At 49.9% G+C, this 16,089-nt stretch carries 16 protein-coding genes; 8 read left to right on the top strand and 8 right to left on the bottom strand.

From position 1 onward, the window contains the following. The first annotated feature begins 248 nt into the window (after positions 1-248). The 6 genes from VFA_RS06530 to VFA_RS06505 all read left to right on the top strand — a co-directional run bounded on the left by VFA_RS06530 (position 249) and on the right by VFA_RS06505 (position 6,093). Positions 249-1,541, top strand: coding sequence for an extracellular solute-binding protein (locus VFA_RS06530; protein ID WP_004725839.1), 1,293 nt, complete (start codon positions 249-251; stop codon positions 1,539-1,541). Positions 1,542-1,691: 150 nt separating this feature from the next. Beyond that, positions 1,692-2,573, top strand: a complete 882-nt coding sequence (locus VFA_RS06525) for an ABC transporter permease subunit (protein ID WP_004725838.1) — start codon at positions 1,692-1,694, stop codon at positions 2,571-2,573. Between the two features lie 25 nt (positions 2,574-2,598). After that, on the top strand, positions 2,599-3,441 hold the full coding sequence (ugpE, locus tag VFA_RS06520) for a sn-glycerol-3-phosphate ABC transporter permease UgpE (RefSeq protein ID WP_004725836.1): 843 nt from the start codon (positions 2,599-2,601) through the stop codon (positions 3,439-3,441). A gap of 52 nt (positions 3,442-3,493) precedes the next feature. Then, positions 3,494-4,588, top strand: a complete 1,095-nt coding sequence (locus VFA_RS06515) for a sn-glycerol-3-phosphate import ATP-binding protein UgpC (RefSeq protein ID WP_232281700.1) — start codon at positions 3,494-3,496, stop codon at positions 4,586-4,588. An 8-nt stretch (positions 4,589-4,596) separates the two neighbouring features. Continuing rightward, on the top strand, positions 4,597-5,355 hold the full coding sequence (locus VFA_RS06510; RefSeq protein WP_004725832.1) for a DeoR/GlpR family DNA-binding transcription regulator: 759 nt from the start codon (positions 4,597-4,599) through the stop codon (positions 5,353-5,355). A gap of 30 nt (positions 5,356-5,385) precedes the next feature. Further along, positions 5,386-6,093: a glycerophosphoryl diester phosphodiesterase gene (locus VFA_RS06505; RefSeq protein ID WP_004725831.1), complete on the top strand. Its 708-nt coding sequence runs from the start codon at positions 5,386-5,388 to the stop codon at positions 6,091-6,093. A gap of 56 nt (positions 6,094-6,149) precedes the next feature. On the opposite strand, the gene VFA_RS06500 is transcribed toward VFA_RS06505, so the two are convergent. Both VFA_RS06500 and VFA_RS06495 read right to left on the bottom strand, forming a co-directional pair. Then, positions 6,150-6,674, bottom strand: coding sequence for a DUF4823 domain-containing protein (locus VFA_RS06500; RefSeq protein WP_038151114.1), 525 nt, complete (start codon positions 6,672-6,674; stop codon positions 6,150-6,152). A gap of 184 nt (positions 6,675-6,858) precedes the next feature. Beyond that, positions 6,859-7,347 (bottom strand): NanQ anomerase/TabA/YiaL family protein, encoded by a 489-nt coding sequence (locus VFA_RS06495; protein ID WP_004725826.1) that lies wholly within the window; start codon positions 7,345-7,347, stop codon positions 6,859-6,861. 191 nt (positions 7,348-7,538) lie between these two features. On the opposite strand from VFA_RS06495, the gene VFA_RS06490 reads away from it, so the two are divergent. Next, positions 7,539-8,369, top strand: a complete 831-nt coding sequence (locus VFA_RS06490) for a CPBP family intramembrane glutamic endopeptidase (protein WP_004725825.1) — start codon at positions 7,539-7,541, stop codon at positions 8,367-8,369. A gap of 73 nt (positions 8,370-8,442) precedes the next feature. On the opposite strand, the gene VFA_RS06485 is transcribed toward VFA_RS06490, so the two are convergent. From VFA_RS06485 to hppD, 6 genes are all read right to left on the bottom strand, one after another. Further along, positions 8,443-9,012 (bottom strand): DedA family protein, encoded by a 570-nt coding sequence (locus VFA_RS06485; protein ID WP_004725823.1) that lies wholly within the window; start codon positions 9,010-9,012, stop codon positions 8,443-8,445. A 49-nt stretch (positions 9,013-9,061) separates the two neighbouring features. Continuing rightward, a complete protein-coding gene (locus VFA_RS06480) occupies positions 9,062-9,976 on the bottom strand; it encodes a glucosamine inositolphosphorylceramide transferase family protein (RefSeq protein WP_004725821.1) in 915 nt (304 codons plus the stop codon). A 146-nt stretch (positions 9,977-10,122) separates the two neighbouring features. Further along, positions 10,123-10,770 (bottom strand): maleylacetoacetate isomerase, encoded by a 648-nt coding sequence (gene maiA / locus VFA_RS06475; protein ID WP_004725817.1) that lies wholly within the window; start codon positions 10,768-10,770, stop codon positions 10,123-10,125. Continuing rightward, the gene (locus tag VFA_RS06470) at positions 10,763-11,800 is read right to left on the bottom strand and encodes a fumarylacetoacetate hydrolase family protein (protein ID WP_004725816.1); all 1,038 of its coding nucleotides are present in this window, start codon (positions 11,798-11,800) and stop codon (positions 10,763-10,765) included. Before VFA_RS06470 ends, maiA begins: the two co-directional genes overlap by 8 nt. Before the next feature lie 9 nt (positions 11,801-11,809). After that, complete coding sequence (locus VFA_RS06465; RefSeq protein ID WP_004725815.1) at positions 11,810-12,946, bottom strand: homogentisate 1,2-dioxygenase; 1,137 nt, start codon at positions 12,944-12,946, stop codon at positions 11,810-11,812. After that, on the bottom strand, positions 12,939-14,012 hold the full coding sequence (hppD, locus tag VFA_RS06460) for a 4-hydroxyphenylpyruvate dioxygenase (protein ID WP_004725813.1): 1,074 nt from the start codon (positions 14,010-14,012) through the stop codon (positions 12,939-12,941). Before hppD ends, VFA_RS06465 begins: the two co-directional genes overlap by 8 nt. A 460-nt stretch (positions 14,013-14,472) precedes the next feature. On the opposite strand from hppD, the gene VFA_RS06455 reads away from it, so the two are divergent. After that, on the top strand, positions 14,473-16,014 hold the full coding sequence (locus VFA_RS06455; protein WP_038151111.1) for an EAL domain-containing protein: 1,542 nt from the start codon (positions 14,473-14,475) through the stop codon (positions 16,012-16,014). Positions 16,015-16,089 lie beyond the last annotated feature (75 nt).

The following is a 16,089-nucleotide window of genomic DNA, read 5'->3' as shown; positions in this document are numbered from 1 at the left end:
TTTGTATTTTTCTCATATTCTGGCGTTTTGAACTGAGATATTGCGCCTTATTAGGTCATTCATATGTATTTATGCGCCATCACTGTGCAATCGTCCGATGAACCACAGCCTGTGATGCCGCGCACGCGATCCATAAATCTTTCATCGGAATGAAATTTAACGTCCACGGATGTGACATATTTCTTCGCCACCATAGCGTCAAACGAAACAAGAACAGTCTCGTTCGAAACTCAACAAGGGAAAATACAATGAACAAGCTATGGTTAGCGGGTCTGCTGTCAGCAACCTTTTCAGGATCCAGTTTAGCGGCAACAGAAATCACGTGGTGGCACGCCATGGGCGGTCAGTTGGGCGAAACCGTGAACAAGATTGCGTCCGATTTCAATGCATCGCAAAACGACTACAAAATCACGCCCGTTTATAAAGGTGAATACACCGAAACATTGACGGCCGGTATCGCGGCATTTCGCGCGGGCCAGTCACCAAACATTCTTCAGGTGTTTGATGCCGGCGCAGCAACCATCATGAACGCACCGGGTGTGGCAAAACCTGTACAAGACATCATGATCGATGCGGGCTATTCATTTAACGCCAAAGATTACCTGGCAGGCGTGCGTAACTTCTATGCCGACAACAACGGCAAAATGGTGGGCATGCCATTCAACTCTTCAACACCGGTGCTCTACTACAACAAAGACATTCTGAGCACTGTGGATGGCGAAGCGCCAAAAACGTATGAGCAGCTTGAAGCACTGGCGGCAAAGCTGAAATCCAAAGGTTACGTGGCATTTTCGCAGTCACACACCCCTTGGATCATGTTTGAGAACTTCAAATCACGCCATGACCTGCCTCTTTCTGATCACAAGAACGGCTACGAGTCCCTCTCTTCTAAGCTGATGTTCAACACCAAAGACATGGTGATGCATTTCAAAAAACTCAAAGAGTGGTCGGACAAAGGTTACTTCAAATACTACGGCAGCAACTGGGATGCAAACCAGACGCCATTTGAACGTCAAGAAGTGGCGATGTGGATGGGCTCTTCAGGTTCATTCGGCGGCCTGCGTAACCGCGTGACCTTCAATTTGGGCACCACATACCTGCCTTACTGGCAGTCGCTGAACGCCAAAGGCACACACACCTTCATCGGCGGTGCGGCGCTGTTTGCGCTTAATGGCCATCCGAAAGCGGAAGATAAAGCGGTCGCGGCCTTCTTCGCTTATCTCACTCGCCCGGAAGTGCAAATGTACTGGCACGAAACCACCGGTTACGTGCCAGTCACCAACGCGGCTTATGACATGACCAAAGCCTCCGGTTACTACACCAAACAGCCGGACGCGGAAGTGGGCGTGAAACAGCTGAGCCTAGCATCGGGTGAATGGACCAAAGGCTACCGCCTCGGTTACTACCCGCAGATTCGTGAAGTGATGCACCGTGAATTCGACAACATTTTCGCAGGTCGTGCTTCGGTTGAAGCGAGCCTGAACAAAGTCGAAGACGAAAGTGAAAAACTGCTCAATCGCTTCGCACGCACCGTGCAATAACGCGCTCGCCTGCTTATTCGCCAGAGTAAGCAGGCTTTCTTTTTGATGCTGTTTTCGCTTGCGCGAAAAGTAGCTAACCCAACCCCAAGATGCCGTGAAGTTGTTCGCTTCACTGGATATTGCCGGGGTTAAGCATTACTGGAAAGAGTCGTGGAACGTCGACAACAATTTTTTCACTCACCACTGCCTTATGTTTTGCTGGCGCCTCAAATCGTGATCATCGCGATCTTCTTCGTGTATCCGGCGGCAAAAGCAGTTTATCTCTCATTCATGCTGGAAGACCCGTGGGGCATGTCCTCCACATTTGTCTGGTTTGAAAACTACCAGATGCTGTTTCAATCGAGCGATTACTTGGAATCACTCGGTTTCACCGTGCTGTTTTCGGTACTGGTCTCGTTTTTGTCACTGGCGATTGCGCTGCTGCTGGCCGTCAAAGCCGACAATGTGATTCACGGCCAAGGCTCGTACAAAGTAACGCTGACTTGGGTGTACGCCGTCGCGCCAGCCGTCGCGGGCATCATCGGCGGATTTTTGTTTAACCCACACATCGGTGTGCTGACCGATTTCTTCGCTAAAGTCGGTTGGACATTCAGCGTTCAGACCGACCCATTCGATGCCACTTTTGCGCTCGTTTTGGTGTCGGTGTGGAAACAGGTCGCGGTCAACTTCGTCTATTTTCTCGCTGGATTGCAGTCGATTTCTTACGCGGTCAAAGAAGCGGCCACGCTTGATTGCGTTAGCGACAGCAAACGCTTCTGGACAATTACCTTTCCGCTGTTGGCACCAACGGGATTTTTCCTCTTGGTGATCAACCTGACATACGCCTTCTTCGAAACGTTTGGCGTGATTGACACCATGACCAACGGCGGCCCCGGCGGCACCACCACTTCGCTGGTGTACAAGGTGTATCGCGACGGGTTTGTGGGTGCTGATTTGGGCGGCAGCTCGGCGCAATCCGTGGTGCTTTTACTGCTGGTGCTCGGCCTGACATTCATTCAGTTCCGCTTTGTTGAAAAGCGCGTGCACTACTGATTGGCACGATGTTTAAGGAATGACTATGAAAAGCAATAAACTGTCGGATCACGTGATCCTGATTGCCGGCGCACTCTTTATGCTGGCGCCAATTTGGCTGATTTTCGCCAGTTCGACCCACAATCCGAACACCATCATCAGTGAAGGTCTGCAATGGGGCATCGGTGACAACCTGTCGGCGGTGTACGACGAAGCGTGGAATAAGAGCCTCGGCTTTGCCGGTAACGTCACCGCCAGCACCATGATTTTTAACTCGATGGTGATGGGGCTTGGCTTTGCGATTGGCAAAATCATCATCTCGATGATGGCGGCGTTCGCGCTGGTTTACTTTCGTTTGCCGTATGCCAGCGCGTGGTTCTGGCTGATTTTCGTCACGCTGCTGCTGCCGCTGGAAGTCCGCATCATCCCCTCTTATGAAGTGGTGTCCGGCCTTGGCATGCTCAACAGTTACACCGGATTAATTCTGCCGTTGATTGCATCAGCAACCGCGACTTTCTTCTTTCGTCAGTTTTTTAAAACCATTCCTGACGAATTGCTGGAAGCGGCGCAACTCGATAACGCCGGGCCGATTCGATTCTTCATCGATATTCTGTTTCCACTCTCAAAAACCATGATGGCGGCGATTTTTATCATCATGTTTGTCGTCGGCTGGAACCAATATTTATGGCCCATCATGATGACCACCGATGAGCACTACAACACCATCGTGATGGGCATTAAACAGATTCTGAACAACATTAATGAGACCAACCTGCCCCGCTATGACTACGCCTTCGCCATGGTCATTCTTGCGATGCTGCCGCCGGTTTTGGTGGTGGTGGTGTTCCAGCGTTGGTTTGTGAAAGGACTTGTCGAAAGTGAAAAATAATTCCGTGATGCATTTAGTACACAGCGCAGCGCGCAAGGAGCAGGACAACGTGATGCTCGATATCAAACAACTGGTGAAAACCTACGAAAACGGCCACCGCGCAGTCAAAGGGGTCGACTTGTCGATTCAGCAAGGTGAATTTATTGTGCTGGTTGGCCCATCTGGCTGTGGCAAGTCATCCATTCTGCGCTCCATTGCCGGGCTGGAGTCGATCAGCAGCGGCGAAATTCATTTGGGCGGCCGCCGTGTTGATAACGAGAAACCCGCCAAGCGCGACATCGCCATGGTGTTTCAGAACTACGCGCTCTACCCGCACATGAGCGTGTACGATAACTTGGCGTACGGGCTGAAAAATCGAGGTGTGGATAAAAACACCATCGATGAGAAAATTCGCAAAGTCGCCAAAACGCTCAAGATTGATGAATACCTCGATCGCAAACCGTCGAAACTCTCTGGCGGTCAACGCCAGCGTGTGGCGATGGGCCGTGCGATTGTGCGCGATCCGCAGCTGTTTCTGTTCGATGAACCGCTCTCTAACCTCGATGCCGCGCTGCGCGCGCACATGCGTTTGGAGATTAAAAAGCTGCAACGTGAATTGGGCGTCACCAGTGTGTATGTGACCCACGACCAAGTTGAAGCGATGACGCTGGCCGATCGCATTGTGGTGCTCAAACAAGGTGAGATTGAACAGGTCGGCACACCCGCTGAAGTGTATCACCAACCAGCCAGTACCTTTGTGGCCAGCTTTATCGGCAGCCCGGCGATGAACTTTCTGCCTGCATCGCTGAAAAATGGTCGCTTGCATGTCGCCGGACAACAGTGTTATCTGCCCGAATATGATGGCTTGAACGCCGAATCGATCACGCTCGGCATTCGTCCTGAGCACGCGCAGCTCAATTGCAGCGAACACACGCTGTGCTTTGAACTCGATATCAACGTCGTCGAACCGCTGGGGCCAAACCAACTGGTGCATGGCCGTATCATCGGCTTGGAAAGCGAGCGCGATTTCATTGCCGTCACGCCGGAAATGGCGCTGCAGATCCACGATCCACTCACGCTGTCGGTGACACCCGACAACCTGCATCTGTTTGATGAACATGGCAAGCGACTCTGCCCTGTTTCTCTGGCTCAACGCGCGATTGCGTAAGGATACGTGTGAGTTTATCGACCCGACAAAAACAGATTCTGGCGTATTTGCAACAGGCGCACGGCGTGCTCTCTAGCGCGCTGTTGTCTGAACGCTTTGATGTTTCGGTGCAAACCATTCGCAAAGACATGAATGATTTGAGCGACAAAGGCATGGTGCGCCGCGTGCATGGCGGGATTTCGCTCCCCAGTGCTAACGACAATCTCTCCTTCACCAATCGGGAGCTGATCAATCTCTCCGCGAAGCAGAAAATCGCGCAACGCGTGGTGGACCAATTGCCCGAAGGCAGCAGTATTTTTCTGGGCATCGGCACCACGCCGAAACATGTGGCGCACGCACTGCTGGATCACCCGGGGCTGACCGTGGTCACCAACAACATCAACGCCGCATTAACCTTAAGCCGCAACCCCAACATGGCGATTCACCTCGCGGGCGGCGCGGTTCGCCCGTCGGATGAAGATACGGTTGGCGAAGCCACCACCCACTTCTATCGCCAATTCAACATCAAGATTGGTATTTTCGGTGTGGGCGGTTTGAACGACAAAGGTCAGTTGCTCGATTTCACGCCAGAAGAAGCCCATCTGACTCGCGCCATCATCGAACAGAGCGAACAATGTTGGTTAGTTGCAGACAAAACCAAATTGGGGCGCTATGCTCCGGTGGTTAGCGGTAAACTGTCTGAAATACAACGACTCTTTGTCGATCTCGCCACACCTGAGATGACACAATTGTGTCAGCATCATCACGTCGATATGGTTGTGGCGTAGTTCGCCAATCTCAAAGCTTAAGGAAGCGTTATGTCTCCGATTATTGTGGGTCACCGAGGCGTGGCCGGAACTTTCCCGGAAAATACCCGAGTCAGCGTACAGGCTGCGATCGATATGGGACTCAAGTGGGTCGAAATCGATGTTCAGCCCACCCAAGATCATGTCCTGATCGTATGTCACGATCACACCATCAACCGTTGCAGCAATGGCAAAGGCCGCGTCGATGCCTACACGTTGGAAGAACTGCGCGAATTTGACTTCGGCGGCTGGTTTGACGCCAAGTTCAGCGGCGAACCCATCATGACGCTGCAAGAACTGCTCGAACTGGCGGCTGCCAACGATTTAGGGTTGAACATCGAAGTCAAAGTCGACAATCACGATGTGGCGCAAGTGGCGTCGCAACTCAAAGCGCAACTGGATCAAAGCCCGTTGGCGCAAGAGAAGATTCTGCTGTCGAGTTTCAGTCATGACATCATTCGTGAACTCCACCAGCACTGCCCGGGTTATAAACTCGGCGTGCTCAGCGAGCGATTGTCTGCCAAAGACAAAGCGGTCCTCAAAGAAGTGAACGCATTCAGTGCCAACTTAAATTACCGCTGGTTGACGGAAAAACACGTGCAAACCTTGCGCCAAGACGGCTATCAAATCTGGTGCTACACGGTCAACGATGGCGACAAGTTTCCCTTGCTCAATCAAGTGGATGCCATTTTCTCCGACTGGCCAAGTCGCTTTATTTAACGGTCACACTATCGAATACAAAAACGCCCGCGTTATGCGGGCGTTGTTTTCATGATTCACAATAGATCAGAGAAGAACTCTTTGGTTGGTTCAGGTAATAGATCTTGCGGTTTATCACCACCAAACGTCGCTAAACCGCTTTTACCGTCAATGATTCCCGCTTTGATTGTGCTCTTTTGTTTTACATCGATAACGGATATTTTGACTTTGACTTTGTCTGGTTTCGCAGACCATTCCGTTGAACGGTCTTCCCAATGAAGAATCGTTGGATAAACCAGGTAGTCAAATTTTCTTTCACTAGCAAATTGTAGCGCAGACGCATAGCTTTCTGGTTTCTGTGCAATCACCACGTTGTTCAGTCTGGTGACTAACTCTCCCTGAATGATCTGGCTCACCATTTGACCTGAACCTGAATAATAATGATCCCCATATTCACCATCCTTTGATAGAGAAATATAAACAGCGGTATCAGGCGTCAACTTAATATTTGAGTTGGCATCCGTTACGTTTAAGGAATGGGAGTCCGCACATCCCAGTAACGCAGCACTCGACACAAATGCGAATAATTTTATCAGATTCATTCAGTTAACCTTCATATAGAGAACGGAGTTAGATGGTTAAGTATATATAGGCGTTAAATGGCAAGAAGAAAAACAGTTAGCACATTTACGTTTTTGTGCATTATCACACTGCGATTTCCGATATTAATTGATGAATCAGGCCCTAACGGGTAGGACCTGATATTAGTCGAGATTGAGTTGCTGATTACGCAAACAGCGCTTTATCGACCTTAATCACCATTTTGCGTACAGGCATCGGCTCTTCGTCAGTCGCAATCAACGGACGATGAGGTTGACCTGGGTAAAATACGATGAAATCGCCCGCTTGAATGGAGACAAACAGCTCATCATTCAGTTGTTCACTGAATGCCAAGTCACGATCATCGAGCATGTCTTCATCCAACGCATCAAATGGCGTGAGGCTATAACCAAAGGTTTCGCGGCCTTGCAGCAAAATCTGCACGTCTAAGTAACGGCGGTGACACTCCGATTTACGCTGCGCAAGATGTTGCGTGTGGTCGTTCATGATGAAGAAAAACGCGCGCTCGCCATCCAGCTCATGACGGCCGCTTGCCATTGGCGTGCCCTCTTTTTCTGCATCGGCCAATTTAGCCAGCGCTTCGCGAATCAACGGAAGGAGCTTAGGTGATAAACATTGCGCAAATTCAAGTTGTGAAGTCTTACCAATAAACACAAGAATGGTCCTTTATTTGTCGTTTCTGCCATCTATATTACTCTCATATTCCGTAAGGGAAAATGAAATTTAAAACATTGTTTCAAATAATTAGAACTCTGTACTGACTGGTAGAATCTGTTTCTTGTGCCGTGTTGCATAGAATCGCCGCCTTTCGTGCGATGAGCACCATAAACGCTGTGGAAAACAACATGAACATCACTAGCTCGCTGTGGATTTGGATCCCTCTGATCCTCGCGATTCTTGCCGCGCTGTGCAAACAACGCCCGGCCGTGCTGACTTTATTGGCGGTGACTTTAGCGGGGGCGTGGCTGGGCGATAAGCTCTCCACTCTCGCGCTATTGATCAGCCTGCTTGGATTAGGCTTAGGCGCTGTCATTCCCAAGCTCACCGGCTATAAACACACACTGGCTTGGTGCGGATTGCTGCTGTGGTGCGTGGCATTGATGATTCACGCCCTCCCCGGTTTTGGCAACACGCAAGTTCTCGATAAGGTGATTTCCGGCCCGATGAGTATGCCATTTTCGCTCTATCTCAACATCGACAAACCTTTGGTCTTCTTTGCGCTTTGGCTGGCATTTCCAGCGCTGCTGAGCACGCAAGCGGCCCCTCAATGGCGAAAGACGCTATGCGTTTTACCGCCACTGCTCGGGTTGTTGTTGGTCGCTTGGTTTTTAGGCGCGCTGAAACCCGAGTTTTCGCTGCCGGGTTGGTTGTGGCTATTTGCGCTCAACAACCTGTTGCTAACGTGTGTGGTTGAAGAAGCACTGTTTCGCGGTGTGATTCAGCAAACATTGACACGTGTGGGCGGCACCATCGTGGGCATTTTGAGTGCAAGTCTGCTGTTTGGCTTAGCCCATGTGGCTGGCGGATTGCTCTTGGTCATGTTCGCCGCATTGGCGGGTTTGGGATATGGTTTGGCGTATCACTGGAGTGGCCGACTCTGGGTCGCGGTCCTGTTCCATTTCGCCTTTAACCTCACGCATCTGGTTTTCTTTACCTACCCCGCATTAGCGCGCTAAATCAATGAATGCGTTAAGTAAATTAATCCGTTAAATAAAACGCCCTGGGTGAAAAACCAAGGGCGTCATGATGTTATTGAGTATCTGATGGTGAACGTTTCTTGCGATGACGTAGAAACCAAGCGACTACGCCAACGAGCGCAATGACGGCGAAGGCCTGCATCTCATAATGCTTGATGTTGCCAATCACTATTTCCAGCGTATTGCCAAACAGATAGCCCAATACACCCACAGTAATCGCCCAGAAAGCCGCGCCAATGACATTAAAAATCAGAAAACGCAGCGGTGGCACTTTACTTGCCCCAATCAAAAACGGCGTGACCGTGCGCAAACCGTACAAAAACCGAAATCCTAAGATCAGTAGAATTTGGTGTTTATCCAGCAGTTCAAACACACGCTGAGATTTTTGTTGCCAATGGGGCCGTTTGGCCAACGCTTGTTTGCCCTTGATTCGGCCGATGTAGTAATACAGTTGATCGCCAAACAAGGTACCTGCAAACGCACACACAATGACCCAAGGCAGCTCTAAATAGCTCCGATGCGCAGCAAAGCCGCCTAAAACCAGAATGGTTTCCCCTTCAAAAAAGGTCCCGGCCGCAATGGCAAAATAGCCATAATCCGAAATCAATTGTTCTAAAGACATATGTGCGCTTGCCGCTCCCTTTTCTCAGTCTGCTATCGCTTAATAGCACTTAATCATAGGGGCGTTCAATATCAAATCGTTCCATGATTTTAAATATCGTCTTCTTCAACAGGTTTTTGAGGTAGTAGGTGTGAATTTTAGCATCGATGATGATGGTGTCACCGTCATGAGCAAGGGTATGAATTCCATCGCTGTAAGGCGCGACCGGACGCAGTTCATTGACGTAGGACTCTGAATAGTCTGTCGGCGTCAACGTGTTGATTCGGATCACCAATAAGCTTTTGCCATAACCGCCATCGCAGTTTTGTCCAAAGCGATACAGATCGCCTTCATGTTTTAAGATAGCGCCACCATTTCGACCGCCACACACATCACGACAAATGGGAGATAATGGGTGCTCTTGATACGGCCCGGCGAACTCATCGGAAATAAACAGATGCTGCGTGAATGGATCGCTGGCGCCAGAGGTAAACAGATACCAATATCCTTGATGTTCCACCACGGAGGTATCCACATAATCGCCACCAGACAGCAACGCCTGATGCCAAACGAATTGTTGGGTCGCACGGTCAAACCGATACAGCGCCACTTCACGGCGATCGCTGGTTTCCGGAATGGCGTAATAATCGCCCTGATGTTCCATCACCAACGGATACGATTTATGTCCACCGAGGGCATTGATGGCATCAAAAAATGGGTATTCTTTTCCGGATAAGTCGAAACATTTGAGTTTGCCCTTACCGCGCAGATAGTCAAAGACTTCGCAGGCAAGGTACTGTTGATGATCGAGTGTAAATAAGAACGGGTCGGCAACAAAATCGTAGTGCTGAACTGGAAACCACTCCATATTGTTCGGCTGAACGCCCATGGTAAGCACCTCATTGAGGCTTTGATGCACGATCCCTATGCGCCATTGTTCCAATTCAAACATTTTGCTGTGCAGCGTTTTAATGGCAGTAAGCACACTTAATTCCCCATATTTGGGTGTCAGCAAGGCCGTAGTGACCCTGCGACACATGACGCGAACATTATGGGAGCCATTGTGCTGCAATGCAACTAAACCCTTATCAGCGCGAAGGTTATTTCTAACCAATGATACAAAGTTTCCCGCTACTGAGAATCCGGCTGGCGCTCTGGCGCGGCTTTGATAAAGCCGGGAATATGACGCAAGGACTCACTGATTCGTGCAATTTGTGGATACGGCGTCATATCGACACCAAAACGCTCGGCATTATAAACCTGCGGCACCAAACACACATCCGCCAGCGACAGTTCGTCGCCGACACAAAATGCCCCAGCGCGCGTGTTGAGCTTCTCTTCAAATGCAGCAAACCCGACCTGCACCCAATGGCGATACCATTCGGCTTTTTGCGCATCGTTCACCGCAAGTTCGCTGCTGAGATACTGTAGAACGCGCAGGTTGTTGATGGGATGAATGTCCATCGCAATATCGTGCGCCAGCGACAACACTTGATATTTCTTATGCCCACTTCTTGGGATCAAGGGCATTTGCGGATACACATCATCCAAGTATTCGATAATGGCCAAAGACTGTGACAATGTCACTTTTCCATCAACCAAGGTCGGCACTAACTCACTGGGGTTTAATTGATGATAGGCAGCGCTGTGCTGTTCGCCGCCCTCTTTCACCAGATGCACCGGACAGTGTGTGTATGCCAACCCTTTGAGATGAAGCGCAATCCGCACTCGATACGCTGCCGATGATCGCCAGTAGCCGTAGAGTTGACGTTCACTCATAAATCACCTGCTTGGGCGGTAAATATTGCACCACACGTTGTTCAATGCTGCCAAAGATCGTTTGTCCGTGATGATCAAGCATCTCCAATTTGATGGTGTCATCAAACTTCATGAAGGGTGTTGCTGGCTGACCATCGCGAATGGTTTCGATCATGCGCACTTCTGCAATGCAGGAATAGCCGACGCCCCCTTCAGCAATCGCAGTACCAAAATCGGTGCCCTGTTTATTCGACACGGTGCCCGAACCAATGATCGCGCCCGCACCTAACGGGCGGGTTTTCGCCGCGTGGGCGATGAGTTGTGGAAATGCAAACGTCATGTCCACGCCGGCATTCGGGCAACCAAACGGCACACCGTTATAGGTCGACAGCAGCGGCAGCGTCACCTTGCCACCATCCCAGTGTTCGCCCAGCTCATCGGGCGTAACAGCCACTGGCGAAAACGCCGACGACGGTTTGGATTGGAAAAAGCCGAACCCTTTGGCCAGTTCGCCGGGAATCAGGCCGCGCAGAGACACATCATTAACCAGCATGATCAGGCGAATCGCATGCGCCGCGTGTTCCGCATCTGCGCCCATCGGCACATCGTCGGTGATCACCGCCACCTCACCTTCAAAATCGATGCCCCACGCTTCGCTTTCCATCAGGATATCGTCTTTCGGGCCGAGGAAGGTATCGGAGCCACCTTGATACATCAGCGGATCAGTCCAGAAACTTGGCGGCATTTCAGCACCGCGCGCTTGACGCACCAGCTCCACGTGATTGACGTACGCAGAACCGTCGGCCCATTGATAGGCGCGTGGTAAGGGCGATTCGCACAGCGTCGGGTCAAACTCCATTTCGTTATACAGCTCCCCCTCATTCAGCGCCTGATACACTTCATCGAGCATCGATTCGTTCATGCTCCAGTTGTCCAGCGCTTGCTGCAGATTCTCCGCAATCTCCGGCACGGCAATGCATTTGGTTAAATCACGGCTGACGACCACAAGCAGCCCGTCACGGGTATGATTTTTCAGCGTCGCTAACTTCATTGTCTGTCCTTATTCTTTGACTGCTTTCCAACTGTAGACGTACTCGCGGTTTTCCACCTTTTGTGCCGCTTCACCAAACTGTAGTGCATGACGCGTATCGATCATCACAGCCACTTCATCGGTGAATTTTTTCTTATATTCCATCCCAGCTTGAAACGCTTTCGGATGCGGGCCGTGGGTAAAGCCGGCTGGGTGGAAAGTCACCATACCCGCTTCGATATTGTCACGGCTGAAAAAATCACCAGCGTGGTAAAACAGCACTTCATCGTAATCATCGTTGTTGTGGTAAAACGGCACTTTGAGCGCGCCCGGGTCGCTTTCAATCGGACGCGGCACAAACGTACACACCACAAAACCGGCACCGACAAACGTCGTGTGTGCAGACGGTGGCAAATGATAACGATGCGACATCAACGGGCGAATGTCGCGCCAGTTGAGTTTGACCACCGCCAAATCACCGTGCCAGCCAATTGCATCTAGGGGGTTAAACGGATAGGTAATCACACTCACCTGCTCATGGCGTTTGACCTGAACCTGTGTTTGCTGCTCGGAATACTGCGCTTTGAACGCGTCATTGATGCTTGGCACTTCCAACACGGCAGGATCAAATACCGCATGATTGCCGACAATACCTTTCTCCGGCAGCGTGTACGCCGCGTCAGTGTTCTCAATCATCAGCAGAAACAGCGGCTCTTGCGGTTCTAAACGCCAGTTGGTCGAGCGCGGGATCAACACGTAATCCCCTTCGCTGATATGCATATGGCCGTAATCGCAGTACAAATCCGCTTTGCCCTGATGAACAAACAGCAAGTCGTCGCCATCGGCGTTGCGCACTAGGCACTCCATCGGCTGCGCCAGCTTCCAGACGCGAACCTTCACGTCCTGGTTGTGCAATAAGTGCGGCACACACCAAGGAGAAAGCTGCGAGGCTTCAGTAACGTGATTGAAGTTAAACGCGCGTGGGCGCAGTTCGCCCTCCCACTTGCTCCAACCCGTTGGGGCATGTTGATGATGGAAGTGTGCCGCTGGGCCAAAGAAACCGCTGCGGCCCGCTTCACGTTCATAAATTGCGTCACTCGGGAAATCGGCATGCGCCTGTTTGGAGCATACCCCTTCCCGGTGCGGGAAGGTCATCCACTTATGCATCGCTCAATACTCCTCGACGAATCTGATCTTCTTCAATCGATTCAAACAGCGCTTTGAAGTTGCCTTCACCGAAGCCTTCATTGCCTTTACGTTGAATGATTTCAAAGAACACTGGGCCAATCACAGTTTGAGTAAAGATTTGCAGCAGAATGCCGTCTTTCATCGGTGCACCGTCAATCAGAATGCGCAACGCTTTGAGCTCGTCGACATTCTCAGTATGGCCTTCAACACGCGCATCGACTTTCTCATAATACGTATCCGGCGTTGGCATAAAGTCCATGCCACGTTCACGCAGCGTGCGCACGGTTTGGTAGATGTCGTCGGTGCTCAGCGCAATGTGCTGAATGCCTTCGCCGTTATATTCACGAATGAACTCTTCAATCTGTGATTTATCGTCCGAGGATTCATTGATCGGAATGCGGATTTTGCCACACGGCGCGGTCATTGCACGGCTCACCAACCCGGTGAGTTTGCCTTCGATATCAAAGTAGCGAATCTCGCGAAAATTGCCGATACGCTCATAAAAGCCAGACCAAGTGTCCATGTGGCCTTGTTTCACGTTGTGCGTGAGGTGATCGATCACCATCAAACCCGCTTGGGCTTCCTGCATGCGCGCGGCAGCATCGTCATAAAAGTGGAAGTCGACATCGTAAATGCTGTGATCGCCATAACGATCAACAAAGTACAACAAGCTTTCGCCAATGCCGTAAATCGCTGGAATACTCAGTTCCATCGGGCCGATTTCAGTTTTGTACTCCTCTGCGCCGTTGTTTAACGCATGTTTAAGCGCAGATGCGGCATCTTCGACACGAAAAGCCATGCCGCAAACGGATGGGCCGTGGATTTTGGCAAACGCTTCGGCTTGGCTACGCGGCTGCGCATTGACGATAAAGTTGATGTCGCCTTGGCGATACAACCACGCTTCTTTGGAACGATGTTTGGCAATTTCAGCAAACCCTAACGAAGAAAACAGCTGCTTTAGATCGTCAATACCTTGGGGATCTGCGGCCGTGTACTCGACAAATTCAAAGCCATCGGTACCCAATGGGTTGATGTTGGCGCTCATGCTCTACTCCTTCCGTTCAATCGTCTCTTTGATGTTAATTAGTTGTTATAAATTTGAATGAGCGCGCTTTAAAAAGATATAGAGGAGCCAATCATTGCCCATCATCTGTCGACCAGACGCAGTGTAACTTTTTTATTACATTCATTACCTTCGTCTAATATCAAAGGTATAAATTAATAAAACTGTGGTAAAAATGCTCAATTACTCATTGATATAAAATAATAATTTTGTTGAATAAGTGATTGGGGCGAACAAAATATCAGCAACATTCAACAGTACACAAATGCGTACAGGGTAATCTTGACGTTACAAAATCGTTAAGCAAAACAAGGCACAGACAAAATTCTAACAGTGTAAAAATTACGCAATGTTCAAATATAACCCTTCGTGATTTGAGGTTGTTCACTTATACTGCGCAAGCATTTGGTTGCATGTATCATTTTTAAGACAAATTTCATTTATGTTAAGACGACTTTCCAAACAACAAATTCAATGGATGAAACGGGCTCTGGCCATCATCCTGTTGCCTTTACCCATTGTCATTTCTGCGGCGTATCGCGCAGGCATGGAAAGCGTCGACAGCAATTTAACGAACATGGCCAATTCATACGTTTCTCGTATTGAAGTCATTATCAATGAACTGAGAAACGAAAACGAAAAAGCACTTTATAACCCGAGAAATTGCGAAAAATTGCAGGACGACCTGCTGTTTGAGAGCATTTTGCGGGAAATGTTGATCGTCAATGATGGGACGATCACCTGCTCGTCCAAGCGTGGCGAGCTGAGTCGTGACATCAGCCGCTATTATCCGAACGGTCAAATCAAATCGAATGTGGTGCTGTTTGATTTGGAAGGCGATCCTGCAAAACGGACGCTGTTGGTTATTGATGCCGATGCGCACGACACGACCCACGGCGTGATCTCTGTGGTTGAAAAAAACTACATTGCCGGACGTTTGGGTTATCACACCGACAACCGAATCAAGAAGCTAGCCTTTAAACTTCACGACACAACGTACCCATATAACGCCAGTTTCAATACCGTCAATCGCAGTGTGGTCGCCAAGTCCGATCGATACAGCTTTTTGTTAATGCTGGAAGCCAGCGATCCTTATGTCACCGAGCGATTAACCTTTTACCTATTGGGTGCGCTTCCGGTGTCATTCGCTATCTCCGTACTGATCACCATTCTGCTGTTTTTCTTCGGTGGGCGTTCCTCTTTGGTGGACGACTTACGGAAAGGGCTTGAACGGCGCGAGCTGTTTATGGCGTACCAACCTGTCGTTCGAAGTGAACCCTGCGAAATCAAAGGGTTTGAAGCGTTAGTGCGATGGGTCAATCCGAAGTTAGGCTTTGTCGGCCCGGATAATTTTATTCCCATTGCAGAAGAGTTCGGCCTCATCAATAAGCTGACGGACTATGTGTTGGATAGCGTCCTCCGTGATTGGAGCAAAGCGAAATTGATGGAATGTCATCACATGGGGGTGAATATTCCCCCATCCTATTTGCTTGATCCGGTGTGCGTCGAAAAACTGAAGCAGTACGCAAAGGCATACAAAGACATTAACCTGCAGTTGATTGCCGAAATCACCGAACGTCAGTTGCTGGATGAGCAAGGCCAACAAGTGCTGCATGAACTGCGCAACAGCGGCATTCTCGTTGCGATTGACGATTTCGGTACCGGACGTACCGCGCTTTCCGTATTGCAGAACATTGAGTTCGATTTTCTTAAAATCGACAAATGCTTCGTCGATACCATCGGTGTGGAGTCGGTCAATGCGCCGGTGCTAAACGCCATCATTGATCTGTCCCATCAACTACAGGTCGAAATTGTCGCCGAAGGCGTCGAGACCAAAGTGCAATCGTGTTATCTCAAAGAGAAAGGCGTGCAGTATCAACAAGGCTATTATTATGCCAAGCCGCTCTCGTTCTCGGATGCACTGCTTGAACTCGACACCTGCTGTTTACGGCACGACCCTGACGAATGTGAGTGCGTGGTCTAAACCGCCATGTTCTTAAACCGTCATAAAAGGCCAGTGTGATCACTGGCCTTTTTTACGTGCTTTATTGATTTAACT

Origin of the sequence: Vibrio furnissii CIP 102972, assembly GCF_000176175.1 — a bacterium.
GTDB classification, from domain to species: Bacteria; Pseudomonadota; Gammaproteobacteria; order Enterobacterales; family Vibrionaceae; genus Vibrio; species Vibrio furnissii.
Note: the sequence above shows the minus strand (reverse complement) of the source record. Positions and strands in the feature narration are given on the sequence as shown.

What these genes read in the sequence shown, in the direction of transcription:
- VFA_RS06505 (WP_004725831.1), top strand. Translation starts at nt 5,386, where the DNA reads ATGTCTCCGATTATTGTGGGTCACCGAGGCGTGGCCGGAACTTTCCCG.
- VFA_RS06490 (WP_004725825.1), top strand. Translation starts at nt 7,539, where the DNA reads ATGAACATCACTAGCTCGCTGTGGATTTGGATCCCTCTGATCCTCGCG.
- VFA_RS06455 (WP_038151111.1), top strand. Translation starts at nt 14,473, where the DNA reads ATGTTAAGACGACTTTCCAAACAACAAATTCAATGGATGAAACGGGCT.
- VFA_RS06500 (WP_038151114.1), bottom strand. Translation starts at nt 6,674, where the DNA reads ATGAATCTGATAAAATTATTCGCATTTGTGTCGAGTGCTGCGTTACTG.
- VFA_RS06465 (WP_004725815.1), bottom strand. Translation starts at nt 12,946, where the DNA reads ATGCATAAGTGGATGACCTTCCCGCACCGGGAAGGGGTATGCTCCAAA.
- ugpE (WP_004725836.1), top strand. Translation starts at nt 2,599, where the DNA reads ATGAAAAGCAATAAACTGTCGGATCACGTGATCCTGATTGCCGGCGCA.
- VFA_RS06470 (WP_004725816.1), bottom strand. Translation starts at nt 11,800, where the DNA reads ATGAAGTTAGCGACGCTGAAAAATCATACCCGTGACGGGCTGCTTGTG.
- maiA (WP_004725817.1), bottom strand. Translation starts at nt 10,770, where the DNA reads ATGAGTGAACGTCAACTCTACGGCTACTGGCGATCATCGGCAGCGTAT.
- VFA_RS06485 (WP_004725823.1), bottom strand. Translation starts at nt 9,012, where the DNA reads ATGTCTTTAGAACAATTGATTTCGGATTATGGCTATTTTGCCATTGCG.
- VFA_RS06515 (WP_232281700.1), top strand. Translation starts at nt 3,494, where the DNA reads ATGCTCGATATCAAACAACTGGTGAAAACCTACGAAAACGGCCACCGC.
- VFA_RS06530 (WP_004725839.1), top strand. Translation starts at nt 249, where the DNA reads ATGAACAAGCTATGGTTAGCGGGTCTGCTGTCAGCAACCTTTTCAGGA.
- hppD (WP_004725813.1), bottom strand. Translation starts at nt 14,012, where the DNA reads ATGAGCGCCAACATCAACCCATTGGGTACCGATGGCTTTGAATTTGTC.